The following is a 25,923-nucleotide window of genomic DNA, read 5'->3' as shown; positions in this document are numbered from 1 at the left end:
AGGGTACCTGCGCTCCGGTTCCCGCCCGCGCCCGACTCTCTCCGCCCTGTCACTCTCTTCAGCCGACAGCGACCGGTCTCCTCGACGAAGTCGCGCACGATCCTCGCATTGCGGATCCCGACCCGGCGATCGTTCGCGTGGCGCGGGCGTATCAGCAGTGCCGCCAGGTCGGTGGCCTTCGTCTCGCCCAGCTCGGCCCAGGCGAGGGCTGTTGCCCGGCCTGCTCCGACCGGGCTCGGTAGCACCAGGCCCGCATCGGTCACCGCCAGGCTCCCCAGCTCGACCCGGCCCTTTTCGGCGTCAAGCGTGCCGCGCAGCCGCTCCAACAGCGGTATCCACCCCTCAGCGCACTGACCCATCGCACACCGCTGATCCCCTGCACCGGACCTCGCCCGCCCCCCTAGCACCGGGTTCGATTCACGACTCGTCCAAGCCGCGACACAACGGTTGATCCGGCATATACATTGCATAATGCAGCACCGAGAGCTCACGACACCCACCACGAAGGAGTCACCCGTGGCTTTGACCCGTGAAGAGCGCGAGCAGTTTCTGGCGGAGCCGCACGTCGCGGCGCTGGCCGTGAACGTGGCGGAGCGGGACCGTTCGCCGCTGACGGTCCCCATCTGGTACCAGTACCGGCCGGGCGGCGACATCTGGATCATGACGGGGCCCAACTCCCGCAAGGGGAAGTCGATTGCCGAGGCGGGCCGGTTCTGCTTGATGGTCGACCGTGTCTCACCGACCGTCCGATACGTATCGGTCGAGGGCCCCGTCATCTCGACAGTCCCGGCCACACGCGAACGGCTGGTCGAGATGTCGTCGCGCTACCTCTCCGCCGAGAAGGTCGACGGATATGTCGACTTCGCCTTGAAGGAGCACGGCGAACAGGTGATCATCCACATGCGGCCGCAGCGCTGGCTCAGTTCGGACCTCGGCGAGTTCTGAGGCGGGCGCGGGACTCCGGGATGTCCGTCGCCGTGATCATGAAGGGCCTCCGGGAGCCGCGCCGAGCTGTCGCATCTGCGCGAGGACGTCGACGACCCCCCAGGTCTCCGCGATCCTGTCGCCCTCGAAGCGGAAGATGAAGATCTCGTTGTAGGTGACGGATCTTCCGGTTGGCGGAAGGCCCAGGTACTCGCCCAGGTGGGTCCCGGTGACCGTGTTCCTGGAGACGAGCCTGTCCCCCTCGGCGATCATGTCCTCGACCTCGATGTGAAGGTCGGGGAAGGCCCTGCAGAGCGTCACGAACACCTCCTTCAGCGCTTCTGCCCCCGTCGCTTGGACCTGCAAGGGTGTGCGGATCAGTACGTCCGGATCGAACAACTCGTCGATCGTCCTCTGGATGCGCTCCGCGTCGCCGCCATTGACGGCCTCATGCAGACGGCTGAGCGACGCTCTGTTGTTGGCTGACCGGGCTGTGGACATGTGGCTTCACCTCGGGGCGACGCGAACGTTCGGGTGGTTGCCGCTGGTCGCGGCGGGGACGTGACGGCCGGCGTACGGCGTCGTGTCCGGGGGCAGGTCACTTCTGCGCGACGGCCTCGATTCCGAGGCTGATCGACACCTTCTCCCCGATCACGCCGCCGACGCCGTCCATCGGGAAGCGGATGCCGAAGTCACGCCGGTTGATCTGCGCGGTTGCGGAGAAGTCGGCCCGCCGACCGCCAGAGGGGCCGGGGCCGAACCCGTTCGGCTCGACGGCCAGCGGCACCTGCCGGGTGACTCCGCGGAACGTCAGCTCACCGTCGACGACCCAGCCGTCGCCGGTCCGGCGGATGCCCGTGGAGCGGTAGCTCATCGTCGGGTGTTCGCCGACGTCGAAGTGGTCGGCGGAGCGCAGGTGGCTGTCACGCCGCTCATTGCCGGTGTCGAGGGACGTGACGTCGATCATCGCGGCGACCGACGAGCCCCGGGGGTCCTCGCTCGTGACGATCGTGACGTCAAAGCCGGTGAACCGTTCACGCACCGTGCTGACCCTGAACTGCCGGAGGGTGAAGGCGAGTACGGAGTGCGCCGGGTCCGCCTTCCAGGTGCCGGCCACATAGCCGGGGATCGTGGCGGTCGCGGGGGCGGAACTCATGACTTCCTCCATGGTGGTGATGCCGCTGCCGGGCGGTGCGGGCGGGGACACCTCGGTGGCCGGCCCATGGACGGGCCCTGCGACGCGACCGTCACGGGCCGCCCCGGGCACGACCGCCTGTATGACCCTCCTGCCAAGGCGACGAACGCGCACCCGCCCAGGGGACAGTCCGGGTCGGAAATCTTCGAGCCGCCTGGTCAGGAACCGCCGCTCGGGGGTCGAGGTGGCCAGTTCGAGCGCCCTGCGGTAGGCGCCCCGGGCCTCGGCGTCCCGGCCGAGACGCCGCAAGAACTCGCCGCGGGTCGAGTGGAGGCAGAGGTAGCCGGAACACGCGACGCCATCTCGATCGCTTCGTCGAGGTCGGCCGCCTCGATCAGACAGAAGCCGCCGAGCACTTCCTTGGTGTCCGCGAACGGGCCGTCGGTCATCAGCGTCCGGCCACCGGCCACACGCACGCTCGTCGCCGTCTCAGCGGACTGCAACTGCCCTGCGCCGACACACCTCGGGTCGTCGGCCAGCGCCAGGTACTCGGCGTACGCCGCCTCACGTTCCACCTCCGACAGCGTCTCCTCGTGGCCGGGCTCGGTGTAGATCAGCAGGGCGTACTGCATCGCCGCCTCTGGAGTCAGCGGGCTCTCACCCTCACAACGAACGAGCAGCGGCGCAGGGGACACCGACGCGGTCGCCGGTTCCGGTCGAGCAGGGGCAGCGGCCCGCACGTCCCCTTGGCCTGGGCGCGCAGGCGATCGTAGATCCTGATCGTGTCCGGGTTCCACCACTTCCGCGTCGCGCGGGGTCAGCCGGCCGGTTCGTCCGGCACGGGGTGCTCAGGATGGTGATGGCCTGAGTGCGGAGCACCCCGTCGGCCGGTGCCGGCCTCGTCCGTGTCGGGAATCTCCGGGTCCGGCTGCTCGTCGGCGGCCGACTGCATCGAGCCGCCGACCACGTCCCAGGGGTCCTCGTCGGCGGTGGCCTGCTGATCGGGCAGGTCCCTCGGAATCGGGGCCCCGCTGTCCGCGGCGTCTTCCGGGTGAAGGTCGTTCACGGTGTTCTCGCTTCCTCCCGCAGGGGGTGTGCCCGATGCAGGTGTTCGGGTGAACCTGTTCCAGGTGGGGCAGTACACAGGTGGGGCAATACATTCGTCCCACAGGAGCGCGGAGCACGCTCACCGAGAACGACCTGGACGGCCTCGGAGCCGGCGCCGACGGACGTAGCTCGGCGCGAACGATGTGCGGCCCGGTGCCGCCACCTCCCCGAGGCCCTCCGGGCCGCGGTCACGGTGGGGTTGCCCCACCCCGGTCCAGGGGTCTGTCCGAGTACCCAGGCCGGCGCCACGTGATCCGCTGTCCGGGAACACTGCTCGTTGTCGGCGCGGCCCCGACCGACGGTACTGCTCCGCCTCACCGGATGCGGAGTCGACGGACGCGTCTCGCGGTCGGCCCGCGAGGGATGAGGCGCTTGCGGCGGCCTGTCCCCGATTCTCATTTCACGTTCCGGAATGTGAACAGCGGTGCCCGGGCGGTGGGCAACCGTCTAACCTGGCCCGTGCAGCTGGTTCGCCCTGTCCGCCAGACAGACGCGTCGTAAGAGGGAACCCGGTGGAATTCCGGGACTGCCCCGCAGCGGTGAGTGGGAACGACCGCCGTCATACGCACTGGATCCGGTTGGATCTGGGAAGCGACGGCCAGTAGGTGTCCGCCTCGGCGGACCTGCCCGCGAGTCCGAAGACCTGCCCGTTGCCCGCACACGACCCCTCGTGTGCGGATATCCCGGTGACCTCGTGGGCGGGTCGGCGTACATACCAGACGGAAGACCGCGCCGATGGCGTGCGTGAGATCCGTCCGGTTCGTCATCCCTTCGCGTCCGTGTCCCGTCCCCGGGATGTTCAGGAGTCATCTCGCGAAGGAGATTTCCGTGACAGCGAAGCCCGCAGCCGCGGCAGCACGAGCCACCGTGTACGGCTACCCCCGCCAGGGCCCGAACCGGGAACTGAAGAAGGCCATCGAGGGATACTGGAAGGGACGCGTCACCGCCGACTCCCTCCGGGAAACGGCGGCAGGTCTGCGCCGGTCCAGTTGGAGGCGGCTGGCGGACGCCGGGGTTCACGAGGTGCCCACCGGCGACTTCTCGTACTACGACCACGTCCTGGACACCAGCGTCATGGTCGGCGCGGTCCCCCGACGCCACCGCGCGGCTGTCGATGCCGACGCACTCGACGGCTACTTCGCGATGGCCCGCGGCACCCAGGACGTGGCGCCGCTGGAGATGACCAAGTGGTTCGACACCAACTACCACTACCTCGTCCCCGAACTCGGTCCGGACACCGTATTCACCGCCGATTCCGCCAAGCAGGTCACCGAGCTGAAGGAAGCCCTCGCGCTCGGGCACACCTCCCGGCCAGTTCTCGTCGGCCCCGTGACCTATCTCCTGCTGGCCAAGCCCGCCCCCGGAGTGCCGGCCGACTTCGAACCGCTCACCCTGCTGGACCGGCTGCTGCCGGTCTACGGAAAGGTGCTCGCCGATCTGCGTGCCGCAGGCGCGGAGTGGGTGCAGCTCGACGAGCCCGCGTTGGTCCAGGACCGTTCCGCGGCCGAGCTGAACGCGGCGGCCCGGACCTACCGTGAACTCGGCGGCCTCACCGACCGGCCCAAGCTGCTCGTCGCCTCCTACTTCGACCGGTTCGGCGATGCCCTGCCCGTCCTGGCCAAGGCCCCGGTGGAGGGTCTGGCACTGGACTTCACCGGCGCGGCCGCCGCGAACCTCGAAAACCTCGCCACCGCGGGCGGGCTGCCCGGCAAACGGCTCGTCGCGGGCGTCGTCAACGGCCGCAACATCTGGATCAACGACTACGAGAAGTCGCTGGCCACCCTCGCGACCCTCCTGGGCCTCGCGGACACCGTCGACGTAGCCGCGTCCTGCTCGCTGCTGCACGTCCCCCTCGACACGGCGCCCGAGAGGGACATCGACCCCCAGATCCTGCGCTGGCTGGCCTTCGCCGAGCAGAAGACCGCCGAGGTCGTCACGCTGGCCAAGGGGCTGGCCCTGGGCACCGGCGCCGTCGCCGCCGAGATCGCCGCGAACCGCGCAGTCCTCGCCTCCCGCAGGAACTCCCCGATCACCCGCGACCCCTCCGTACGGGCCAGGACCGCGGCCGTCACCGACGCCGACGGCCGTCGCTCCCGGCCGTACACCGAGCGTGCCGCAGCCCAACGCGCCCACCTCGGGCTGCCGTTGCTGCCGACGACCACCATCGGTTCGTTCCCGCAGACCGCCGAACTGCGCACGGCCCGCGCCGACCTGCGCACGGGCCGGATCGACACGGCCGGCTACGAAGAGCGGATCAGGGACGAGATCGGCGAGGTCATCTCCTTCCAGGAGAAGACCGGCATCGACGTCCTGGTGCACGGTGAGCCCGAGCGCAACGACATGGTGCAGTACTTCGCGGAGCAGCTCACCGGCTACCTCGCCACCCGGCACGGCTGGGTCCAGTCCTACGGCACCCGCTACGTCCGTCCGCCGGTGCTGGCCGGCGACATCTCCCGCCCCGAAGCGATGACGGTGCGCTGGACCTCGTACGCCCAGTCGCTCACCGGTCGCCCGGTCAAGGGCATGCTGACCGGGCCCGTCACCATGCTGGCCTGGTCCTTCGTCCGTGATGACCAGCCGCTCGGCGACACCGCCCGGCAGGTCGCCCTCGCTCTGCGGGACGAGGTGGACGACCTGGAGGCCGCCGGCACATCGGTCATCCAGGTCGACGAACCCGCGCTGCGCGAGACCCTGCCCCTGCGCGCGGCGGACCACGCCGCGTACCTGGACTGGGCCACCGAGTCGTTCCGGCTCACCACCAGCGGAGTGCGTGCGGACACCCAGATCCACACCCACATGTGCTACGCCGAGTTCGGCGACATCGTCCAGGCCATCGACGACCTGGACGCTGACGTCATCAGCCTGGAAGCCGCCCGCTCCCACATGCAGGTCGCGCGCGAACTCGCCGCACACGGCTACCCGCGCGAAGCGGGCCCCGGTGTGTACGACATCCACTCCCCGCGCGTACCCGATACCGACGAGATCGCCGCTCTGCTCCGCACGGGGCTTAAGGCCATTCCGGCCGAACGGCTGTGGGTCAACCCCGACTGCGGTCTGAAGACCCGCGGCTGGCCCGAGACCAAGGCGTCTCTGGAGAACCTGGTCACCGCGGCCCGAACCGTCCGCGGCGAACTACCCACCTCCTGACCGAGAAGTGACCGTAAAGTGACCGGACGGGCGGGGCGCGCAGCGCGCCACCGCCCGTCCGGCCTTCACTGCCGGTCGGAAGCCGCCGGTACGGAGGGTGTGAATCGGACCGCGGACTGGACCGAGCCGATGGCCACGCGCTGCTGCCGGCCCCCGGACAGTTCGTGCAGGGCACGGTGGCGGAGGTCGGCGAGACCCAGCAGGTCGAGGGTCTCCTCGACGCGCTTACGCCTGACCGTGGGTAAGATCGCCAACTGCTCTGCGGCGTAGGCGAGTTCCACGGCATTCCTGCACGGCATCTACGACCCGGCGGCCATCACCGACGGGCTCGGCACCGAGTGGGCCGTGCCCGGTATCTTCTTCAAGCCGTACCCGGCCAACCACTTCACCCACACGGCCGCCGACGCCGCCATGGCGCTGCGCGAACAGGGTCTGGACCCGGCGCGCGTGGAGCGGCTGGTACTCGGCGTGCCGGCCCCGGTGATCCGCACGATCGGCCAGCCGATCGAGCGCAAACGTGCCCCCGAGACGGGCTATCAGGCCCAGTTCTCCGGCCCCTACATGGTCGCCGCCGGGCTTCTCGGCGGGGGGCGCGGACTCGGCCTCGGGCTCGACGACTTCACCGACGAACTCGCCCGGGACCCGGCCCGGCGGGAGCTCATGGCCAAGGTCGAGGTCGTCGCCGACGACACGGCCACCGGCATCTTCCCCGAGCAGTTCCCCGCGGTGCTCACCGCCCACGACATCGACGGCCGCGTCTGGCGGCAGGAGGTGCTCAGCAACCGCGGCGGCCCCGACCGCCCCCTGTCGGACGCCGAACTCGCCCTGCCGTTCCGCGACAACGCCGTCGGCCGGCTGTCCGGTACCGACATCGACCTCGTGATGGACCGGGGCCTGAACCTCGGCGCACTCGACCGTATCCAAGATCTGCTCCGCCCCTTGGCCGAGCTGAAGACTGTGGAGGAGGCCATCATGGCTGAGTACGACCTCGTGGTGAAGAACGTCCGTGTCGTCACCGACGAACAGGACGAACCGCAGGCAGCGGACATCGCCGTCCTCGACGGGAAGATCGCCGCGGTCGCCCCCGGCATCGACGCCACCGGCGCGGCCCGGGTGGTCGACGGCGAGGGGAAGCTGGCCTTCCCCGGCGTCGTCGACGCCCACCAGCACTGGGGCATCTACAACCCGCTCGACCAGGACGCCGAGAGCGAGAGCCGGGCCTGCGCCCAGGGCGGCGTCACGTCCGCCCTGAGCTACATGCGCACCGGGCAGTACGACCTCGACAAGGGCGGCGCGTACGCCGACTTCTTCCCCGGGGTGCTGGAGCTGACCGAGGGCCGCGCCCACGTGGACTACGCCTACCACCTCGCCCCCATGTCCAAGGGCCACATCGCCGAGATCCCGGCGCTGGTCGGCGAGCACGGGGTCACCTCGTTCAAGGTGTTCATGTTCTACGGCAGTCATGGCCTGCACGGCCGCTCGGCCGACCAGAGCTCCTTCCTCATGACCCCCGAGGGCGAGCGCTACGACTACGCCCACTTCGAGTTCGTGAGGCGAAGCCGACCTGTGCGCCGACACGGGGATCGAACCGGGCCCGGATCAGCGGGAGTTGCTGTGGCCCAGAACCCAACTCGTGCGGGCCTGCGCGGCCGCCCGACTGGCCCAGCCGCTGGGCCCGGTGAGCACGGACTTCCGCGACCTCGACGCCCTGCACCGGTCCACCGCCGCGCTCAAACGCCTGGGCTTCGGCGGCCGCCGGAGCTGCATCCACCCCACGCAAATCCCGGTCGTCAACGACGTGTTCACCCCGGGCGCTGCCGAGCTGGAGCGGGCCCGCGCACTGATCGAACGGTTCGAGAAGGCCAACTCGGGCGTGGCCGTGGACGACTCCGGCCGCATGATCGACGAGGCGGTGGTACGCGGCGCCCGCCGCGTCCTGGCCGCGGGCCCCGAAAGCCGCTGAGCACCTGAGGAATCGGGCGTCCATGAGATCGGCAACCCAAACCTCCGCGTCCCGGCCCATGCGGGAAGAGCGCGGCGGCCACGGCCAACACGCCAGGCATGAGCACAACCAGCGCAGATGCCGGCCCGCCTCAAGGCTCCGTGGCCGTCCCGGCGCTCGGAGTCAGCCGATGTTCACGCCGTAGTCGGTGGCGATGCCGGCCAGGCCCGACGCGTACCCCTGGCCGATGGCGCGGAACTTCCACTCACCGCCCCTTCGGTAGAGGGCTCCGAAGACCATCGCGGTCTCGCCGGCAGCGTCGTACGAGAGTTCGTAGCGGCACATCTCGCGGCCGGTGAGGTTGTCCACGACCCGAATGAAGGCGTCGCTGACCTGGCCAAAGCTCTGGCCGCGCGTCTCCGCGTCGTGAATGGACACGGCAAAGACAACCTGGCCGGCCTTCTCGTCGAGGCCGTCCAGGTCGATGAGGATCTGTTCGTCGTCACCGTCTCCGTCACCGGTGAGGTTGTCTCCGGTGTGCCGCACCGCGCCGTCGGGGCTGGTGAGGTTGTTGTAGAAGACGAAGTGCTCGTCGGAAATGACCTTCATCTCCGGACCGCAGACGATCGCGGACGCATCGAGGTCGAAATCCGCACCACCGACCGGCCGAGCGTCCCAGCCCAAGCCGATGGAGACATCCGCGAGCGGGGTGCCGTCCTGGTTGAGGACGACGTTCTGACCCTTTGCGAGGCTGACGCCCATGAGTACTGCTTCTCCTGAGGTGAAGTGACGCCGAACCCGCCGTGGGCTGCTCCGGCGTGACAGATTTCATGATATTTCACAGATTGAGCAAAAATTAAGGTGTCGCCATAAACGCTGACGACGCAACAGCCCGGACTCCGGCGTACTCGACGGGCCCACGCCGGCACACTGCCGATGCGGGTCACCACCCGGCCGGGAGTGCTGCACCCTGACCGGCCAGGGTGCCACAACTGACCTGCCCTCGCGAACCGCACGCCCCGCCCACTGGTGCGCGAGTGGAGGCGCCGTACGCCTGCCGCCGCAACGTCCGGATGCAGGGCGATCTCCCTGCGGCACGGCTTCGACGGGACCGGCGCCCGACACCCCTGCCGGGCGCGAACTCAGCGGGCCGCCGCGCCGCTCTCCGGGACCGGGCGCGCCGAGGTCGCATCGCCGGGGGCGGCCTGGATCGTCCGTGCCGTCGCCTCTTCGGCGGGGGCGGACTCGGGTCCAGCGGCCGGTGTCGCGACATCCTCCTTCATCGCCTTCACCTCGCTCTTCAGGATTCGCATCGACTTCCCCAGCCCGCGAGCGGCGTCCGGGAGCTTCTTCGACCCGAACAGCATGATGATCACGATCGCCACGACCAGCAGATGCCAGGGTTCCAGTCCGTTGCGGAGCATGCGTCAACCCGCCCTTTCTCTCGCTCGTTCCAGCGCGCAGGCCTTGGTGGCCACACTCGCCTTTAAAGTTGCCAGATTGCGCAACTGTACAACTCTAAGGCAGGGCAGTCGCCCCTCTGGATGAACCGGACGGATGAGGCCGTTGTACGTGCACGCCGATGGCAAGCACGCCGTCAATGTGTCCTTTCCCCGCCAGACCCATGTCGACATGCTCCGCTGCAAACTGCCCGACGTCGGTTGGAGCCGACCGCGGTCCAGTGCCATGTTCAACTCGGCCTCCGCCCCGATCGCGGACACGTTCTCGCCCAGTGTGGTGGAGGCGACGGTCGTGGCGTGGGCCGATCTGACGAACAGGGACCTGGCCACCATCGGCTCGATGGTGGCCAGGAGACGGTCGCCGAGCACATGCCAGGTCGGTCCGCCGAAGACGATGCTGTCGACGTCGAGAAGCGTCGCCGCCGTGCACACCCCCGGCCGATGCGCAACGCCAGGGGCTCGATGATGCCGTCCGCCTGTGTCCCCCTCGGCGACGGGTTTCCCAAGGCGCTCCAGGCCGCGCTGGGCGTCGGCCGGATCAAGCACGGTGTACTCACCGCCGAGCACCCCCAGGGCGATTGCCTCGTCGACGAAGGTCCGTGCGGAGCGGGCGGCGCCGAGCCCGCCGGGACGCGATCGTGTGTGAAGTGCCTGGATCCGCCCGCTTCCCGTCTGTCCGAAGCCGGGCCCGACACCGATCGCCGCGCCCGCCCGGTGTTCCGCTACCAGCCGGCCTTCACCCCGTTGTAGGCCGCACGGCAGTCGGCGTTGGTGGCCTCCGCTGCCAGCTTCTCCATGGAGTGCATCCAGACCTTCTTGGCCAGCGCCTCCAGCTCACGGGTCGCGGCGGGGACGTTCGGGGCGTACTTCTTGATCGTCGCGATCGAGGACTTGGCGAACTTGTTGCACACGGGCCCGGCGGCGTTCCGGTAGCGGGTGTCCAGGTCCGTGGCGACCGCCTTGCCGTTCTCGGTCGCCCAGGTGTTCCAGGCCGCGCACGCCACCTCGGTGAAGGCCGCCTGGTCGGCTTCGCTCAGACCCAGCACTTCGCCCAGCATGGTGTTCTTGACCTTGTCGGGGACCGTGAAGTCCACGACGGGGAACTTGTCAAAGGTTTCGAGCAGCGCCTCCTGACACGCGGGCGGCAGCGGGGCCGCCTTTGCGACGGAGGGAACGGCCTGTACGCGGGAGGGAACGGCCAGCGCGGTGGAGGGAACGGCCAGTACGGAGACGGACAGGAGAGCCGTGGTGAGGACGGTGCGCTGGACGGTACGCGAAAGACTCATGGCGGAAGTGCTCCTTGCACGGGAGGGTGTATTGGTCCAGGCACCGCATCAGCGCCTGACGGCTACTGAACGATCACCGCACCGCCGGGGTCACGGCTCCCATCGGCGGGACAGCCGGTGGCACACAAGGGCGTCGGCCGTCCGTGCGACGGGAAGATCCGCAGCGCGACCGGCGGTCCGGCGTTCACGTGGGCCGTACGCGCTCCGCGGACGAACCGGGCTCTGCTGAAGGCAGGGGCGAGTGGGTGCCCTCGGGCCGCTTCACGCCCGGTGGGAGCCGGAATCCATGGCCGCCGTTACGGCGGGAGCGCGTTTCCGGTGCGCCGGCGGAAGACCAGGAACCCGGCCGACGCGGCGCCGACGAGCCAGAGGCACTGGATCACGAGGCCCTGGACGGCCGACGCGTCGGAGAAGGCCGCCGACATGCCGGCCTGCACAGCTCCGTACGTCGGCAGGAAGCGCACGACGGCGCTGTCCGACCCGGAACTGGAGAGGGGGTTCTGCAGGGCGACATCCAGGATGCTGATCATCAGGATGGCGAACATGCCCTCCACCTCCCGGCGGAGTACCGATCCGAAGACCACGCCGAGCGCGCCGTAGGTCAGCGCCGCGCAGAACAGCGCGGCGGTGAGCAGGACGGGCCGTCGCGGCGGCCAGGTGAATCCGACCGCGGCCGTGGCGTACACGGCGACGGCGGCACAGACCAGCGTGAGCGCGGAAAGCTTGGCGAGGACGAGGTGATACCGGGGGTAGCCCGCCATCGCGAGCCGGCGGTCGAAAGCGCCTCCCGTGAAGGTGGCCGCGAACATCATGAATCCGGCAATCAGCGTGACCGCGTTCAGCGCACCGGTGATCTGGGTCAGGTGGTTGCCGGGCGGGGACAGGACCTCGCCGGTGGCGCGCAGCCGGAACGGGGCGGGCTGATCGGGAATGGTCACATAGGCGAGGGCGATCCATACGGGGATGTACACGACCACCAGCAGCATCGCGAACCGGTTGCGGGTGTGCCCGATCAACGCGTACCGCGATGCCGTGGTGAACAGGGACCAGTGCCGCCTCATGCCACCGCCTCCGCACGCGGTTCCTGGCGGTGGAGGCGCCCGTTCTCCAGGCGCCAGAGCAGGTCGAGCCGGTTGATGTCGTACGCGAGGTGGGAGACGACCAGCACCGAGCGCCCGGCGTCGCGCAGCCTGGTCGCCAGCTCCCAGAAGCGCAGATACGTCTCCCAGTCGAAACCCTGGTAGGGCTCGTCCAGCAGCAGAACGTCCGGATCGTGCATGAGCGCCAGGGTCAGATTCAGCTTCTGTCGCGAGCCCCCGCTGAGCAGGCCCGCACGCCGGTCGAGGTACTCGGTGAAGCCCAGGACCTCCATCACCTCCTCGGCCCGCCGCAGGTCCGGGAGCCCGAACGCGCTCTTGAAGAAGTCGAGGTGCTGACGGACGGTGAAGGAGTCGTCCAGAACCACGGACTGCGGGCAGTAGCCGAACCTGCCGTGGTGACGCACCGAGCCGCGGTCCGGCTTGAGTTCACCGGAGACGATCTTCAACAGGGTCGTCTTGCCGGAGCCGTTCTCCCCGACGATTCCGGCGAGGGTGCCGGGCCGTAGCCGAAGGTCGACGCCCCGGAGAACGGTGTGCCGCTGGTAGGAGTGGTGCACATCTGTGACGTCCATCGTGTCGCTCCGTCATGCCGGGTCTGGCTGATGACCGCGGAACCGTCCGCGTCGTCCGGTCTACGGAGATCTCATCCGGTCGGCCGCTCGGCGGCGCATCCGGTCCGCTCGTGCCCAACGAGCAGGCCGAGCGGCGGAAACGGTGCCCGGAAGTGCGTCGGCTCCCTGCCGTCAACCCTGTGCATGACGTGTCATCCGCGCGACGGGTCTACCGCCGAAGACCGGCCCCGAGGCCGTGGGGTGGTTAGCGTGACGGGACCGGAGTTCCGCGATCAGGTCCACGAAGGTTCCGTCCCCCGTGGTTCTGCCACGGCCTCCGGGACAAGTCCCGGACGGGTAGCGGGCGCAGGGAACCGGCCCGCCTGTCCGGAGGCCGCGGCCCGGTCCCCCGGCGGTCGCGGTTCAGGCGTGCCGGCGACGTCGCGCGCATATGAGGGAAGGTCAGTCAGCCATGCGGAGAACGTGTGTGATCGGAGCAGGTCCATCCGGTCTGGCCGCGAGCAAGGTCCTTGCCTCGCGCAATGTTCCGTTCGACTGTTTCGAGGCCGGTTCGGGCATCGGTGGGCTCTGGCGGTACGGCAACGACAACGGCATGTCGGGGGTGTACGCGTCGCTGCACGCGAACATCTCGAAGGAGAGCATGTCCTTCTCCTCGTTGGCGATGCCGGAGACCTACCCGGTCTTTCCGCACCACAGCAAGGTCCTGGCCTACTTGGAGGACTACGCCGCGTCGTTCGGTCTGCACCGCCACATCGCGTTCGGCACGGAGGTCACCTCGGTACGGCCCCTGGACGACGGTGGCTGGGAGGTCGGCCGCCGACGCCGCGGGGACACGGCCGCGACGGTGAAGACGCGGCGCTACACCGAAGTGGTGGTGGCCAACGGGCACCACTGGAACCCCCGTCTCCCGGACCCCGCCGTGCCGGGGGCCGAGGGCTTCGAGGGGTCCGTCCTCCACTCGCACGACTACCGTTCCCCCGAGTCGTACACCGGCCGGCGGGTTCTGGTGATCGGCATGGGCAACTCCGCGTGCGAGATCGCGGCGGAGATCTCTCGTACGGCGGCGCGGACCTTCCTCTCCGCACGCGACGCGACGCACGTCTTCCCCAAGATGCTGCTCGGCCGTCCGGCGGACCATTTGGTGTGGAGCCCGCTGTCCCGCCTCCCGCGATTCCTCAAGGGCCCGGCGATGGCGCTTCTTCTGCGGCTGACCCGTGGCGCACCGGCGCACTACGGGCTGCCCGAACCGGTCCGCGGCCCCCTCGCCGCTCATCCCTCCACCTCGGACGAACTCCTCGTCCAGCTGGCCCGGGGAGCGGTCACCCCGAAGCCCGGCGTCAGCTCCTTCGGCCGCGACACTGCGGCCTTCACGGACGGCAGCCGCGAACCCGTGGACGCGGTGGTGTACGCCACCGGCTATTCCCTCTCCTTCCCCTTCCTGGACCCCTCCGTCTTCGCTGCCCGGGACGGCCGCACCGAGCTCTATCTGCGTACGGTGCCGCCCCGGCTCCCCGGCCTCTACTTCATGGGTCTCGCTCAACCCGCCGGTGCGGCCTTCCCGTTGCTCGAACCACAGGCGGAATGGGTAGCCGACCTGATCACAGGAGCGGTCGCCCTGCCGTCGCCGCAGGACATGGCGCGGGCGATCTCCCGCGAGTGGCGGCGCCATGAAAGAACCTATGTGTCCACCTACCGCCACGGGATCGAAATCGACGTCCGCTCCTACCAGAGGGCCCTTCGTCGGGAACTCCGAGCGGGCCGACGCCGAGCACGCGGGGCCGTCCCGCCCCCGTCCGCCGTGGCCGGTTCCGCTCCGGCCATCGAGGCCTTGTGATCCGTTCCGCCCGGAGTCTCAGGCGGTGACCGGCGTGGACGGGAGGGCGGGGGACCGGCGACGTGCCCCCGCCGGAATCCGGCCGCTGCGGTCATCGAAGGCCTGACCACCGGCAGCGGGGGCACCGGGGCCCGCTCCGTGCGGTCGGTACGGCTGGAACGCCCGGCCGGCTCACACCGGCGCCGAGCTCTCCTCCAGCTCAGCCACGGCCCGCTCCCACAGCTCCGGCAGCAACTCCCCGAGCGGAAGCGCGCGGTCGGTCACGAAGGACACCTCGGCCCAGTCACCGAAGAACGACAACCCCACCCCGAAGAGGTGTCCGGGCACGAGCAGGGGCAACAGTGCGGTGCCCGTCACCTGCGTCTCCCCCAGGCTGCCCTTCTTGGCGAGCGGCATGGAGGTGGCCATGACGTTGGTGACGCGTGGCGAAAGCACCCGTCGCAGATACCACTCGGTGGGGCGGCCCGGCATGAAGCGGACCAGGTCCTGAATGGCCTGCCGCCATGTCTCGCCCCGCAACTTCCGTGTTGTCGCCATGACATGGTCCAGTCGCCGCAGCGACACGTCACCGCCGCCGGGCCCGTCCTGGGTCTCCGAGGCGACCCGCACCGGCAGTTCCAGTGGCAGGGCGAAGCAGCGGTTTCCCCAGGTCTGGTCCTCGTCGGGGCGTCGTGCGTCGACGGGCAGCACGGCCGTCACTCGGGGAAGCGGCACGCCGGAGCGGGCCGACCAGACGGACAACGCCCCGGCGAGTGCGGCCAGATGCACGTCATGGGCCGAGCCGCCGCGCGCGCCGCCGATCCGGCGGAGGGTGTCCGCCGGTACGCGCCCCCGCCACAGCCGCCGCTCCCCGGAGGGGGTGAAGGCGGCGTGCGGGCGGTGACCCCGAACGGTGAGAGAGCGCGCCACGAACTTCGTGGCCAGCCCGACGGCCGCACCCACCCGCCGGGGCACCCCGGCGCGACGGCTCCGGCCCGGTACCGGGCGCGCTGACGGCTCCCCCTCGCCCAGCATGGCCCGGAAGGTCATGGCGGCGGCCGAACCGTCCTGGCAGGCGTGGTGGAAGCGGTAGCACACGGCGTACGCGTCGGGTTCGTGGCCGTGGACCAGCCAGAGCCCCCAGTAGGCGCCGGGCTCGAACGGGGCGTTGAGCGCGGTGTGCAGGGCGCAGTCCCAGGCGGTGGGGCCATCGGCTACCACCTCGTGCACATGCCGGTCGACGTCGAAGTCCGCGTCCGGCTGCCACCGGGACCGCCGACCGCCCTCGACCCGGCTCGTGAGCAGGGGCAACAGGCCGAGGCGGAAGCCCACATACGCGCGAAGATCCGCCAGGGCCGGGGGTGGACCGCTGAGGTACGCGACACCGCCGGCGTCCCAGCGGACATCGGGTCGCCGGCGCTCCAGATTGAGGAACGCGCGGTCGACCGAATGGGTGGGGTGGCGGGGCGAAGGAATGGACTGACCGGGCCGGGCGGACGGGGTGGAACGGCCGGACGGCTCGGACTGAGTGGACTGCTCAAGATCAGGCATGGGGCTTCGGAGCTCCGATTCTGGCCGAGGGCGACAGCAGGGCGACAGCCCTGACGGCAGGAGAGACAGGGGCGACACGAGCGGGCGGCCGGCAGGAGGCCACCGGCGCCGGGCAGCACGCCCCCGGCCGGCCGCGGCACAACGCTGCCCGGACCGGCCGACCATCAGAATGACCACCGGCCGGAGCCGGTCCGTCCGGTGCCCACAGGCCGCGCCGGCCCGGCAGCCCGTTTCCGGTCAGGGCCGGGGCCGCCGGCCGCATCCGCCCCGCAGGCCTCCGGGCCCCTGTTCCCATGCCGTGATTGGTCTGCCTCCCCGCGCTTCCCGCAGCCGCCGACGACACGGCGACCCCCCAGCAGGCCGATCCACGACCCCCACCGGCAAGTTCCCCCGAAAGGAGGACGGCGCTCGGATCGCGCCCGTACACCTCCGCCCGTGTCCTGCCTGTCGCGTTCACCGGGCAGCCCGGCCTGCGGTGCTGCCTCTCCGAACCAGCCCGGCGCGCACGGTTCGCGGTGTGGCGTACTCCGTTCGGGTGAGCAGGAGGAATCGAGGCTCTCGGCCCGCCCACCGTCTGACATTGTGTGCCGTGCGCCGGAGGTCACCGGGCCGGAGCAGGCCTGAGGAACCCCTGGCCGGACAGGGCGTCGGAGCACCGGACCGGCCGGATCGGCCGGACCGTGCACGGTGCGACCGCCAGTGGCGCTCCGCGTCGCAGGACGGCCGATGGCATGCCGCTCTGCCGCACCCGGTCGCCGCAACGGCGGCACCCCGCCTCCGCACACGGTCGCGGGACCGCCCCTCTCACTGCCCTTGGAGCCATGCTCGTGCACGTCGCCCTCACCGGCGCCACCGGATTCCTCGGACTGCGCCTGTTGCGTCGCCTGCTCGACACGCACCCATCGGTGACGGTCCTGGCCCACGCGGGATCGGGGGACGCTCTGCACCGGATCACCCGGTTCTTCGAACTGACCGGCTCACCCGAGACGTTCACCGCCAGGCTCCCCGGCCGTTTACGAGTGGTGGAGACGGATCTGGCGCAGCCTCGGCTGGGCCTGTCCGGGCGGACCTTCCAGAAGCTGGCCGACGGTCTGGGCGCGATCTGGCACAGTGCGGGCAACATCAATCTGGAGGGGAATCTCCCCGAGCTGCGCCGGACCAACGTCGAAGGCACCCGGCACGTGCTGGAGTTGGCTGCCGCCGGCCGCCGGAAACCTCTGGTCCGTCATGTGAGCACCGCGTTCGTGGCCGGGGCGCGGCGGGACGGAGTGGCGTACGAGGACGAGCTGGACGACGTCTGCGGTTTCGAGAACGCCTACGAACGGTCCAAGTACGAGGCGGAGCTGCTGATACACGCGTGGTCCCGGGAGCACCGCCGCCCGGTCCTGGTGCTGCGGCCGAGCATCCTGGTCACTGACCTGCCGCCGCACCCCGAACTGCCGTCGCACCCGCTGCAGGTCATCGAGCGGATCCTGCGGGACGCGCGGTGTGCCGCCGACCCCGGAGGGCCCGGCAGCCGGGACAGTGACGAGAGCGCGTCCAGCGGCTTTCCCGGACCACGGGATCGCGGGCCTCGCAGCTCCGGCCCGGCCGGCCGGTCCCTCATCCGGACGGTGGGACATCCGCACGGCCGGCTGAACCTGTTGCAGGTGGAGCACGCGGCCGAGGTCATGGTGCGGCTGGCCGGCCTGGCGCCCTCGGGCGGGGTCGACACGTACCACGTCGTCCATGACCGCGATGTGCCCGTACCGACGGTCGTGGACCTGCTGGAGCGGCTGGTCCCGCTCTCGATCGACCTGGTCGCCACCAAGCCGGACACCCCGTCAGCGCTGGAGGCGCTGCTGGACTTCTATCCGGGCATGACGGCATACCTCGCCCACCGGCGGCGGTTCGACGACACCCGGGTCAGGACCCGGCTGGGGCCGTCGGCGGCCTCCGCACCGGTGGGCCTCGACTACCTCTGGTCCGGTCTGGCGCCGCGGGGCAGGGCCCTCGTCCTGTCGCCGGGCACTCCCCCGGCCGTCCTCCCGTCCGTCCGGTACGCCTGACCAGCAGACGTCCTCTCCCGTTGGAGCCCTTGCATGTCCGTCCTCACCGTTGCCGGCACTCCCGCCGCGTCCCCGCCGGTCTTCTCGCCCGAGGGGATCGCGGCCGGTGCCCGGCAGATCCGGAACCCCGCCCACGTCGTCAGCGGGCCGGACGGCCGTGAGCTGGGGATCGCGACCGGTCCCGTACCCGGCGGCCCGGTGCTCGGTACGCTGCCGCCGCTGTACCCCGAGTGGCTCGGCGGTCGCACCTTCTGCGAGGCACACGGCGTCCGCTTCCCCTATGTCGCCGGTGAGATGGCGAACGGCATCGCGACCACCCGGATGGTCTCGGCGATGGCACGGGCCCAGATGCTCGGCTTCTTCGGGGCAGGGGGGCTGGCCTACCCCGATGTGGAGCGGGCCGTGCACGCGCTCGCGCAGGAGCTGGAGTCCCGCCCGAACTGGGGCGTCAACCTCATCCACTCACCGGCCGAACCGGAACTGGAGTTCCGCGTAGCCGAGTTGCTGCTGCGCTGCGGTGTCCCCCGGATCTCCGCGTCGGCGTTCATGGAGCTGACCCCGGCGGTCGTGCTGTGCTCGGCGCACGGGCTGCGCCGGGGCGCGGACGGCGCCGTCGTCCGGCGCACGCGCCTGCTCGCCAAGGTCTCCCGGCCCGAGGTGGCCGAGAGGTTCCTCTCCCCCGCCCCGCCCGTGCTGCTGGACCATCTCGTCGCCCGGGGGAAGCTCACCCGGCAGGAGGCGGATCTGGCGGCCCTGGTGCCGGTGGCCGAGGACATCACCGTGGAGGCGGACAGCGGTGGGCACACCGACAACCGGCCGCTGTCGGCCCTGCTGCCGAGGATCGCGGCCCTGCGCGACACCCTGTGCCATCGGTTCGGCTACCGTCGGCCGGTCCGGCTCGGCGCGGCCGGCGGCCTCGGCACACCGGACGCGGTGGCCGCCGCCTTCGCCCTCGGTGCGTCCTACGTGGTCGTCGGGTCGGTGAACCAGACGGCCACCGAGGCGGGCCTGTCCGACGAGGCCAAGGCGATGCTCTGCGACGCGGACATCTCCGACGTGACCATGGCACCGGCGGCCGACATGTTCGAGCTGGGCGTGCAGCTTCAAGTGCTCTCACGTGGAACGATGTTCGCCCAGCGGGCCGGCCGGCTCCATGCTGCGTACCGGGCCCACGGTTCGCTGGAGGAGATTCCGCCCGCACTGCGGGCCACGATCGAACGCGACGTGCTGCGCGCCCCGTTCGACGAGGTCTGGCAGCGCACGCGCGCGTTCTGGGAACGGCGTGATCCCGCGGAGATCACCCGTGCGGAGGCCGACCCGAAGCACCGAATGGCCCTGGTCTTCCGCTGGTACCTGGGGAGCTCCAGCCGGTGGGCGATCACCGGCGAGGGGTCGCGGCGGACCGACTACCAGATCTGGTGCGGTCCGGCGATGGGCGCGTTCAACCGGTGGGTGGCGGGCACGTTCCTGGCCGAGCCGGCGAACCGGTCCGTGGTGCAGATCGCGCTCAACCTGCTCGAAGGGGCCGCGGTACTCACCCGCGCCCATCAACTGCGAACCTACGGAGTTCCCTTGCCGACCGAGGCGTTCGCCTACCCGCCGCGCGAGCTGGCGTGAGCGGCACCGGCGCCGCCGCGGCGTCAGCAACGACAGCCCGACCCGGAGGAGAGACCGTGCCCGGCCCACCCCACCGCCAGGTCCCCGTCGCCGTGGTCGGCGTCGGCGCCCTGGTGCCCGGCGCGACGGACGCGGCCGGCTACTGGCGGATCGTGACCGGTCGTCGTGACCTGATCACCGAGGTACCCGCCTCGCGTTGGAGCGTGGAGGACCACTACGACCCGGACCCGGCTGCCCCCGACAAGACGTATGCCCGTCGGGGCGCCTTCCTCTCCGAGGTCGACTTCGACCCGATGGCCTACGGGGTGCCCCCCGCCAACCTGCCTGCGACGGACACCTCCCAGTTGCTCGCCCTGATGGTCGCCGACCAGGTGTTGACCGACGCCGGCGGTCTGGCCGGGGTCGACCGGGACCGGACCGGCGTCGTCCTCGGCGCGGCCGCCCTGGAACTGCTTCCGCACATGTACGGGCGCGCCCAGCGCCCGGTGTGGCTCGCGGCGCTGCGGGAGAGCGGATTCGGTGAGACCGAGGCACAGGCCGTGTGCGACCGCATCTCGGCCCGATTCGCACCGTGGCGGGAATCGACCTTCCCCGGACTGCTCGGCAACGTCGTCGCGGGCCGGATCGCCAACCGGTTCGACCTGCACGGCATCAACCACACCACCGACGCCGCCTGTGCCAGTTCCCTGGCGGCCCTGTCGACGTCGGTCGGTGAGCTGTCCCTCGGCCGGGCCGACCTGGTGATCAGCGGAGGCGTGGACACCGGGAACGACATCGGCATGTTCCTGTGCTTCTCCAAGACGCCCGCGCTGTCTCCCAGCGGTGACTGCCGTCCGTTCTCGGCCGCGGCCGACGGCACCATGCTGGGCGAAGCGGTCGTCATGTACGCGTTGAAGCGGTTGTCCGACGCGGAGCGGGACGGCGACCGGATCCACGCGGTGATCCGGGGCATCGGCACGTCTTCCGACGGCAGGAGCACGGCGATCTACGCCCCACTGCCCGACGGCCAGGCGCGGGCCCTGCGACGCGCCTACGAGGATGCGGGCTACGGGCCGGAGACCGTGGAGCTGGTGGAGGCGCACGGGACCGGTACGAAGGCCGGGGACACCGCCGAACTGGCCGCGCTCAAAGAGGTGTTCGGCGCTTCGGGCCGCACGGACGGTCAGTGGTGTGCGATCGGCTCGGTCAAGTCGCAGATCGGCCACACCAAGTGCGCGGCGGGCGCTGCGGGGCTACTCAAGGCCGTCATGGCCCTGCACCACAAGGTCCTTCCGCCGACCGTGAAGGTCGACCGGCCGAACCCGGCGGCCGCCGCTGCGGACGGCCCGTTCTACGTCAACACGGAGACCCGTCCGTGGGTGCGGTCCGCCGGACATCCACGCCGGGCATCGGTGTCGAGTTTCGGTTTCGGCGGCAGCAACTTCCACGTCACGCTGGAGGAGTACGTGCCCCGGGGCGCCGCGGGCCGCGCGGCTCCGCGCCACCGTTCCGCCCCTAGCGAACTCGTCCTGTTCAGTGGGGCTTCCCCGTCGGACCTCGCGGCGCCGCGGGCGGACGACAGTCGTCCGCTGGCCGTTCTGGCACGGGAGAGCCACGCGTCCTTCTCACCCGCCGCCCCGATGCGGCTGGCCGTCGTCGCCACCGATGTCGAGGACCTGCGGGAGAAACACGCGCAGGCAATCGCGCTTATCCGGCAGCGACCCGGCACCGCGTTCTCGACGCCGACCGGTGTCCGGTACGCGTGCGGGGAGGCCGAACCCGGCCGCATCGGCTTCCTGTTCCCGGGACAGGGGTCCCAGTACGTCGGGATGGGAGCGGATCTCGCGATGCTGGCACCTACCGCCCAGGCCGTGTGGGACCGGCTGGGCGGCGCCCGCTTCGACGGACAGCCCCTGCACCGGGTCGTGTTCCCGCCGCCCGCCTTCACCGACGGGGAACGCACCGCCCGGCGGAACCTGCTGGATGCCACCGAGTGGGCGCAACCCGCATTGGCGGTACACGCCCTGGCCCTGCTGGAGGTGGTGCGCGAACTGGGTCTGCGGCCGGACTGCGTGGCGGGTCACAGCTTCGGCGAGCTGGTGGCGCTGCACTGCGCGGGAGCTCTGGACGCCGGCTCGCTCGTGGATCTGGCCCGTCGCCGCGGTGAGCTGATGCGCGACGCGGCGGTCACCCCGGGCGGGATGCTGGCGGTGGCGGCGGACCGCGTGCACGTGGCGGAGGTGCTGTCCGGTGGCGGCTTGAGCGACATCTGGCCGGCCAACCACAACTCCCCGCGCCAGATGGTTCTTTCGGGGTCGTGGGAGGCGGTCGCGCGTGCCGAGAAGGCGTTCTCGGCCAAGGGGACCGGCACCCGCCGGCTGGCCACGTCGGCTGCCTTCCACAGCCCGCTGGTCGAACCGGCCGTCGAACCGCTCGCCGAGTACCTGCGCACGGTGCCTCTCACGGAGCCCAGGATCGAGGTCTACGGCAACGCCGACGCGGCGCCGTACCCGTCGTCACCCGACGAGGTGCGCCGCCGGATCGCCGGTCATCTCGCTTCCCCGGTGCTCTTCCAGGACCAGATCGAGGCAATGTACGCGGCGGGGGTGCGGACCTTCGTCGAGGTCGGCGCGGGCGCGGCGCTGACCGGCCTGGTCGGACAGATCCTCGGCGACCGCGAGCACGCGGCCGTTCCCCTGGACCGGCCGGCCCGGCACGGCGCCGACACCCTGCACGCCGCGCTCGGCGAACTCGCCGTACGCGGCGTCCCCCTCGACCTCGACACTCTCTGGGCGCCGTACGCCCATGGGACCCCAGCGAAGGAGCACGAGCCCCGAATGACCGTGAAGATCAGCGGAGCCAACTGCGGTCAGTTCCCCCCACCCCGCGCCGCGTCCGCCGAACCGCCGCCCGCCCCGGAGCGCGAGCCCGGACGCGAGCCCCAGCCTTCCCCCGCACACGTTTCCGCGTCCGACATCCCGGCGGCCCCCATGCCCGCGTACGTCCCCTCCCCCGTCCACACCGCGCAGCCGTCGGCGTACGGTACGGCTTCCGCACCATGGCAGCCGGAGCTCGAACCGGTACCCGAGGCCGGTGCTCCTCACGACTCCGGGGCCGGGAGCGGGGGCGCCGCCGACGGTGATTGGTACGCCGCCGTCGAGAGTGTCCAGCGGCAGACGGCGCAGACCCACGCGGCCTGCCAACGCATGCTGACGGAAAGCCACATGACCTTTCTGCGGATGACCGAGACGACCCTGGCCGCGATGCTCGGGGTACCGCACGCGGGTGGATCCACGGACGTACACGCGGGTGGGGCCATGGACATGCCTGTCTCCGCGCCGCCGCTGCCGCTGCCGCTGCCGCGCTCCTCGTCGCCGCGAGGCGTACCGGCACCCGTGGCGCCGCCGGCTCCGGTCGCGACCGTTGTTCCGTCAGCGGCGCCTCCGCCCGCCCCCACCCCTCCTGTGCGCGTCGGGTCCGGTTCCGCGCCTTCCCCCGCACCGGCAACCGCTTCCGCTCCCGCCGATGGCGCGGTGCCCCTGTCGCCGACGGAGCTGGAGGAGTTGCTCCTGTCGGTGGTGGCCCGGCTCACCGGCTATCCCACCGCCATGCTCAACATGGACATGGAGCTGGAGGCGGATCTGGGCGTCGACTCCATCAAGCGCGTCGAGATCCTGTCGGCCGTCCGCCGGCAGTTGGGTGACGTGGCAACGGGAGACGTCGCGCAGCTCGGCAGGCTCCGTACGCTGCGCGAGATCGTCGAGGCGCTCACCGGCGGCGCCCGGCCCGCCGAGGCCCCGGTGCCGGACGTCCGCGCCGTGCCCGGCCTCCCCCAAGAGGCCTCCGTCCTCCAAGACGCCTCCGTCCCCGCGGTGGCGGAGACCGTCGAGCATGCCGGACCCTCCGGAACCACCGAGGTCTCCACCGTCCCCGAACTGCCCGCCCCGCGCACCGGGTCCGGCGAGCGGACTCCGCTGACGAGGCTGGTACCGCGCACGGTGGAGTCGCCGCCGTCCGGGCTGATCACGGCGGGACTGCTGGACGGCCCCGTCACGGTGACCGGCGAGGGCGCGGACGGGTGCGGAGTCGCCGGCCTCGTCGCCCGGAAACTGACGGAGCGCGGCGTGGACGCCACCGCCGTGGCGGAAGTGCCCTCGCACGCACGCGGTGTCGTCCATCTCGGCGGGCTCACCGCGAACGGCACGCCGGACGGGGCGCGGGAGGTCCACCGGTCGGCACTGCGCGCGGCGCGAGCGGTGGCGGCGGCGGCACGAGCGGCCGGGGGCGGCGGGCTGTTCGTCACCGTTCAGGACACCGGGGGCGACTTCGGGCTCGGAGGCCACGAACCCGGCCGTGCGTGGCTGGGCGGGGTCGCCGGTCTGGCCAGGACCGCGGCGAAGGAATGGCCGGACGCCTCGGTCAAGGCCATCGACTGCCGACGGGGCGACCGGGACGACGAGGACGTCGCCGAGGCGATCGTGCGCGAACTGCTCGAAGGCGGAGCCGACTCGGAGGTCGGCCTGCGCGCGGACGGCACCCGCACCCTCCTGCGGCTGGTACCCGAGCAGGTGGCGCCCGACGGCACACGGCGGATCTCCTCCGCGTCGGTGATCGTGGCCACCGGAGGGGCCCGCGGGGTGACCGCCGCGGCGTTGCTCGACCTGGCCAGGGCCCACCGCCCGCGGATCGTGCTGCTGGGAAGGACGGAGCCGGCCGCCGAGCCCGCCGGACTGGCAGCGGCGACCGACGAACCGGCGCTCACCCGCCTGCTCGCGGAACGCTCCGCCCTGGACGCGGCGGACTCGTCGCCCGCCCGGATCGCGGAGCGGGCCCGGGCGATCCTGGCCGCGCGCGAGGTGCGGGCGACAGTGGCGGGGCTGGAGGCCGCGGGGTCGCCCGTCCGGTACATCCGGGTGGACGCCCGCGACGGTGACGCCCTCGCCGCTGCCCTGCGCGACGTACGCGAGACATGGGGGCCGGTCACCGGCATCGTGCACGGCGCGGGGGTACTGGCCGACAGGCTGATCGGCGACAAGACCGACGAGCAGGCCGAGCTGGTGATGTCCACCAAGGTGGACAGTCTGCGGGCGTTGCTTGCGGCGACGGCGGACGACCCCCTGGACACCATCTGCCTCTTCTCCTCGGTGGCCGCCGTGTTCGGGAATCCGGGGCAGGCCGACTACGCGATGGCCAACGAGGTCCTCCATCAGGTCGCGTCAGCCGAGCAGACCCGCCGCCCCGGCTGCCTGGTGCGGTGTGTGGCCTGGGGCCCCTGGCAGGGCGGCATGGTCACCCCGGCCCTGGCCGCGCACTTCGGCCTGTCCGGGGTCCCGCTCATCCCCCTGGACCAGGGCGCTGCGGCCTTCACGGCCGAGCTGGACGGCACGGTCGGCGAGGCCCGCGTCGTGCTTGCTGCGGGGGACGATCCGGCCGCCCTGTCCCCGGCAGGTGATCCGCGCAGCGCACAGTTGCTGGTCCGCTCGGACACCCTGCCGCAGCTGGCCGACCACGCGCCCGCCGGGGTTCCCGTGCTGCCCGTGGCCCTGGTCCTGAACTGGTTCGCAGCCGCGGCGACGGCCTGGCTGCCGGATGCCGGACAGCTGGTTCTGCGCGATCTGCGCGTCTACAAGAAGTACGCCCTGCCTGCGCTGCGGGGCGTGGGCCACCGGATCACCGTGCTCGGCAGCCGGGGCGCGCCCGGTTCGGTTGCGGGGCTGGAGGCGGAACTGCGGGGCGAGGACGGACTGGCGCACTTCCGGGCGGTCCTGGACACCGGGGACGGCAGGCCCGATGCCTCCGGTTGGGGCACCCCGGACGGCCTGAAGCCTCTCGCGCGGACCGAGTCGTACGACGGAAAGGTCCTCTTCCACGGCCCGCGCTTCCACGCACTGCGCTCGGTGCGCGGCGTCTCGGAGCATGGCGCCGAGGCGACCGTCGCGGGCCTGCGCGCCCTGGACTGGACAGGTGAGCACTGGCCGCTCGATCCGGCCGCCGTGGACGGCGCGCTCCAACTCGCCCTGCTCTGGGGCGAGGAGGTGCTCGGGTCGGCGACGCTGCCGATGGCCGTCGCCGAGTGCAGGGTGCATCGGCACGGCCCGGTGGACGGCACCGTGCGGTGTGTGGTGCGGGGACGGAAGGCGCACGACACGGGGGCGCGCTGCGACGCAGCACTGATCGACGCCGACGGGTCCGTCCGGCTGGAACTGATCGGTGTCGAGCTCGTCCGCCGCCCCTCCTGACCC

General features: G+C 71.2%; 18 protein-coding genes, 1 pseudogene and 1 riboswitch. Of the genes and pseudogenes, 8 read left to right on the top strand and 11 right to left on the bottom strand.

The window, feature by feature from the left end:
• Positions 1-516 precede the first annotated feature (516 nt).
• On the top strand, positions 517-945 hold the full coding sequence (locus FHX80_RS33415) for a pyridoxamine 5'-phosphate oxidase family protein (RefSeq protein WP_145768226.1): 429 nt from the start codon (positions 517-519) through the stop codon (positions 943-945).
• Between the two features lie 36 nt (positions 946-981).
• On the opposite strand, the gene FHX80_RS33410 is transcribed toward FHX80_RS33415, so the two are convergent.
• The 4 genes from FHX80_RS33410 to FHX80_RS33395 form a co-directional block, all read right to left on the bottom strand.
• Positions 982-1,425 carry an ester cyclase gene (locus FHX80_RS33410; RefSeq protein ID WP_145768225.1) on the bottom strand — a complete coding sequence of 148 codons (444 nt, stop codon included), beginning with the start codon at positions 1,423-1,425 and terminating at the stop codon, positions 982-984.
• A 97-nt stretch (positions 1,426-1,522) separates the two neighbouring features.
• A complete protein-coding gene (locus tag FHX80_RS33405; RefSeq protein ID WP_145768224.1) occupies positions 1,523-2,080 on the bottom strand; it encodes a YceI family protein in 558 nt (185 codons plus the stop codon).
• 197 nt (positions 2,081-2,277) lie between these two features.
• Complete coding sequence (locus FHX80_RS33400) at positions 2,278-2,691, bottom strand: YciI family protein (RefSeq protein ID WP_145768223.1); 414 nt, start codon at positions 2,689-2,691, stop codon at positions 2,278-2,280.
• Between the two features lie 185 nt (positions 2,692-2,876).
• Positions 2,877-3,125 (bottom strand): hypothetical protein, encoded by a 249-nt coding sequence (locus tag FHX80_RS33395; protein ID WP_145768222.1) that lies wholly within the window; start codon positions 3,123-3,125, stop codon positions 2,877-2,879.
• A 490-nt stretch (positions 3,126-3,615) separates the two neighbouring features.
• Positions 3,616-3,831: riboswitch (cobalamin riboswitch) on the top strand.
• A gap of 163 nt (positions 3,832-3,994) precedes the next feature.
• Between FHX80_RS33395 and metE the strand changes: the two genes are divergently transcribed.
• Positions 3,995-6,313 (top strand): 5-methyltetrahydropteroyltriglutamate--homocysteine S-methyltransferase, encoded by a 2,319-nt coding sequence (gene metE / locus FHX80_RS33390; protein ID WP_145768221.1) that lies wholly within the window; start codon positions 3,995-3,997, stop codon positions 6,311-6,313.
• A gap of 110 nt (positions 6,314-6,423) precedes the next feature.
• On the opposite strand, the pseudogene FHX80_RS33385 reads toward metE, so the two are convergent.
• Positions 6,424-6,591: pseudogene (locus FHX80_RS33385) on the bottom strand (cobalt ABC transporter ATP-binding protein); the annotation flags it as partial.
• A gap of 67 nt (positions 6,592-6,658) precedes the next feature.
• Between FHX80_RS33385 and FHX80_RS36265 the strand changes: the two are divergent.
• Positions 6,659-8,284 carry a hypothetical protein gene (locus tag FHX80_RS36265; protein ID WP_244318762.1) on the top strand — a complete coding sequence of 542 codons (1,626 nt, stop codon included), beginning with the start codon at positions 6,659-6,661 and terminating at the stop codon, positions 8,282-8,284.
• A 154-nt stretch (positions 8,285-8,438) separates the two neighbouring features.
• Here FHX80_RS36265 and FHX80_RS33370 read toward each other — a convergent pair whose 3' ends face one another.
• Positions 8,439-9,017, bottom strand: coding sequence for a TerD family protein (locus FHX80_RS33370; protein WP_145768220.1), 579 nt, complete (start codon positions 9,015-9,017; stop codon positions 8,439-8,441).
• Positions 9,018-9,397: 380 nt separating this feature from the next.
• Positions 9,398-9,679 carry a Sec-independent protein translocase subunit TatA gene (tatA, locus tag FHX80_RS33365; protein ID WP_145768219.1) on the bottom strand — a complete coding sequence of 94 codons (282 nt, stop codon included), beginning with the start codon at positions 9,677-9,679 and terminating at the stop codon, positions 9,398-9,400.
• A gap of 477 nt (positions 9,680-10,156) precedes the next feature.
• On the opposite strand from tatA, the gene FHX80_RS35025 reads away from it, so the two are divergent.
• Positions 10,157-10,465, top strand: a complete 309-nt coding sequence (locus tag FHX80_RS35025; RefSeq protein WP_167523818.1) for a hypothetical protein — start codon at positions 10,157-10,159, stop codon at positions 10,463-10,465.
• On the opposite strand, the gene FHX80_RS33355 is transcribed toward FHX80_RS35025, so the two are convergent.
• From FHX80_RS33355 to FHX80_RS33345, 3 genes are all read right to left on the bottom strand, one after another.
• The gene (locus tag FHX80_RS33355) at positions 10,438-11,001 is read right to left on the bottom strand and encodes a hypothetical protein (protein ID WP_145768218.1); all 564 of its coding nucleotides are present in this window, start codon (positions 10,999-11,001) and stop codon (positions 10,438-10,440) included. The genes FHX80_RS35025 and FHX80_RS33355 overlap by 28 nt on opposite strands.
• A gap of 296 nt (positions 11,002-11,297) precedes the next feature.
• Positions 11,298-12,062: an ABC transporter permease gene (locus FHX80_RS33350; protein ID WP_244318761.1), complete on the bottom strand. Its 765-nt coding sequence runs from the start codon at positions 12,060-12,062 to the stop codon at positions 11,298-11,300.
• On the bottom strand, positions 12,059-12,673 hold the full coding sequence (locus FHX80_RS33345; RefSeq protein WP_145768217.1) for an ABC transporter ATP-binding protein: 615 nt from the start codon (positions 12,671-12,673) through the stop codon (positions 12,059-12,061). The genes FHX80_RS33350 and FHX80_RS33345 overlap by 4 nt, the downstream gene beginning before the upstream one ends.
• A gap of 466 nt (positions 12,674-13,139) precedes the next feature.
• Between FHX80_RS33345 and FHX80_RS33340 the strand changes: the two genes are divergently transcribed.
• Positions 13,140-14,507, top strand: coding sequence for an NAD(P)-binding domain-containing protein (locus tag FHX80_RS33340; RefSeq protein WP_244318760.1), 1,368 nt, complete (start codon positions 13,140-13,142; stop codon positions 14,505-14,507).
• Between the two features lie 171 nt (positions 14,508-14,678).
• On the opposite strand, the gene FHX80_RS33335 is transcribed toward FHX80_RS33340, so the two are convergent.
• Positions 14,679-16,037, bottom strand: a complete 1,359-nt coding sequence (locus FHX80_RS33335) for a wax ester/triacylglycerol synthase domain-containing protein (RefSeq protein WP_145768215.1) — start codon at positions 16,035-16,037, stop codon at positions 14,679-14,681.
• An 821-nt stretch (positions 16,038-16,858) separates the two neighbouring features.
• Here FHX80_RS33335 and FHX80_RS33330 point away from each other — a divergent pair.
• Genes FHX80_RS33330 through FHX80_RS33320 form a run of 3 tightly spaced genes read left to right on the top strand, consistent with a single transcriptional unit; the run spans position 16,859 to position 25,920 of the window.
• Positions 16,859-18,085, top strand: coding sequence for an SDR family oxidoreductase (locus FHX80_RS33330; protein WP_167523817.1), 1,227 nt, complete (start codon positions 16,859-16,861; stop codon positions 18,083-18,085).
• A 33-nt stretch (positions 18,086-18,118) separates the two neighbouring features.
• Entirely contained in the window at positions 18,119-19,702 is a 1,584-nt protein-coding gene (locus FHX80_RS33325) for a PfaD family polyunsaturated fatty acid/polyketide biosynthesis protein (RefSeq protein ID WP_145768213.1), read from the top strand.
• A gap of 56 nt (positions 19,703-19,758) precedes the next feature.
• Complete coding sequence (locus tag FHX80_RS33320; protein ID WP_244318759.1) at positions 19,759-25,920, top strand: type I polyketide synthase; 6,162 nt, start codon at positions 19,759-19,761, stop codon at positions 25,918-25,920.
• Positions 25,921-25,923: the final 3 nt, after the last annotated feature.

The sequence above is a fragment of the Streptomyces brevispora genome (assembly GCF_007829885.1).
GTDB lineage: Bacteria > Actinomycetota > Actinomycetes > Streptomycetales > Streptomycetaceae > Streptomyces > Streptomyces brevispora.
This window is presented reverse-complemented; position numbering and strand designations above follow the sequence as displayed.

Excerpts from the sequence above, each read along its gene's own strand:
- FHX80_RS33410 (WP_145768225.1), bottom strand. The coding sequence starts at position 1,425 with ATGTCCACAGCCCGGTCAGCCAACAACAGAGCGTCGCTCAGCCGTCTG.
- FHX80_RS33325 (WP_145768213.1), top strand. The coding sequence starts at position 18,119 with ATGTCCGTCCTCACCGTTGCCGGCACTCCCGCCGCGTCCCCGCCGGTC.
- tatA (WP_145768219.1), bottom strand. The coding sequence starts at position 9,679 with ATGCTCCGCAACGGACTGGAACCCTGGCATCTGCTGGTCGTGGCGATC.
- FHX80_RS33355 (WP_145768218.1), bottom strand. The coding sequence starts at position 11,001 with ATGAGTCTTTCGCGTACCGTCCAGCGCACCGTCCTCACCACGGCTCTC.
- FHX80_RS33400 (WP_145768223.1), bottom strand. The coding sequence starts at position 2,691 with ATGCAGTACGCCCTGCTGATCTACACCGAGCCCGGCCACGAGGAGACG.
- FHX80_RS33345 (WP_145768217.1), bottom strand. The coding sequence starts at position 12,673 with ATGGACGTCACAGATGTGCACCACTCCTACCAGCGGCACACCGTTCTC.
- FHX80_RS33370 (WP_145768220.1), bottom strand. The coding sequence starts at position 9,017 with ATGGGCGTCAGCCTCGCAAAGGGTCAGAACGTCGTCCTCAACCAGGAC.
- FHX80_RS35025 (WP_167523818.1), top strand. The coding sequence starts at position 10,157 with ATGCGCAACGCCAGGGGCTCGATGATGCCGTCCGCCTGTGTCCCCCTC.
- FHX80_RS33330 (WP_167523817.1), top strand. The coding sequence starts at position 16,859 with ATGCTCGTGCACGTCGCCCTCACCGGCGCCACCGGATTCCTCGGACTG.
- FHX80_RS33335 (WP_145768215.1), bottom strand. The coding sequence starts at position 16,037 with ATGCCTGATCTTGAGCAGTCCACTCAGTCCGAGCCGTCCGGCCGTTCC.
- FHX80_RS33405 (WP_145768224.1), bottom strand. The coding sequence starts at position 2,080 with ATGAGTTCCGCCCCCGCGACCGCCACGATCCCCGGCTATGTGGCCGGC.
- FHX80_RS33350 (WP_244318761.1), bottom strand. The coding sequence starts at position 12,062 with ATGAGGCGGCACTGGTCCCTGTTCACCACGGCATCGCGGTACGCGTTG.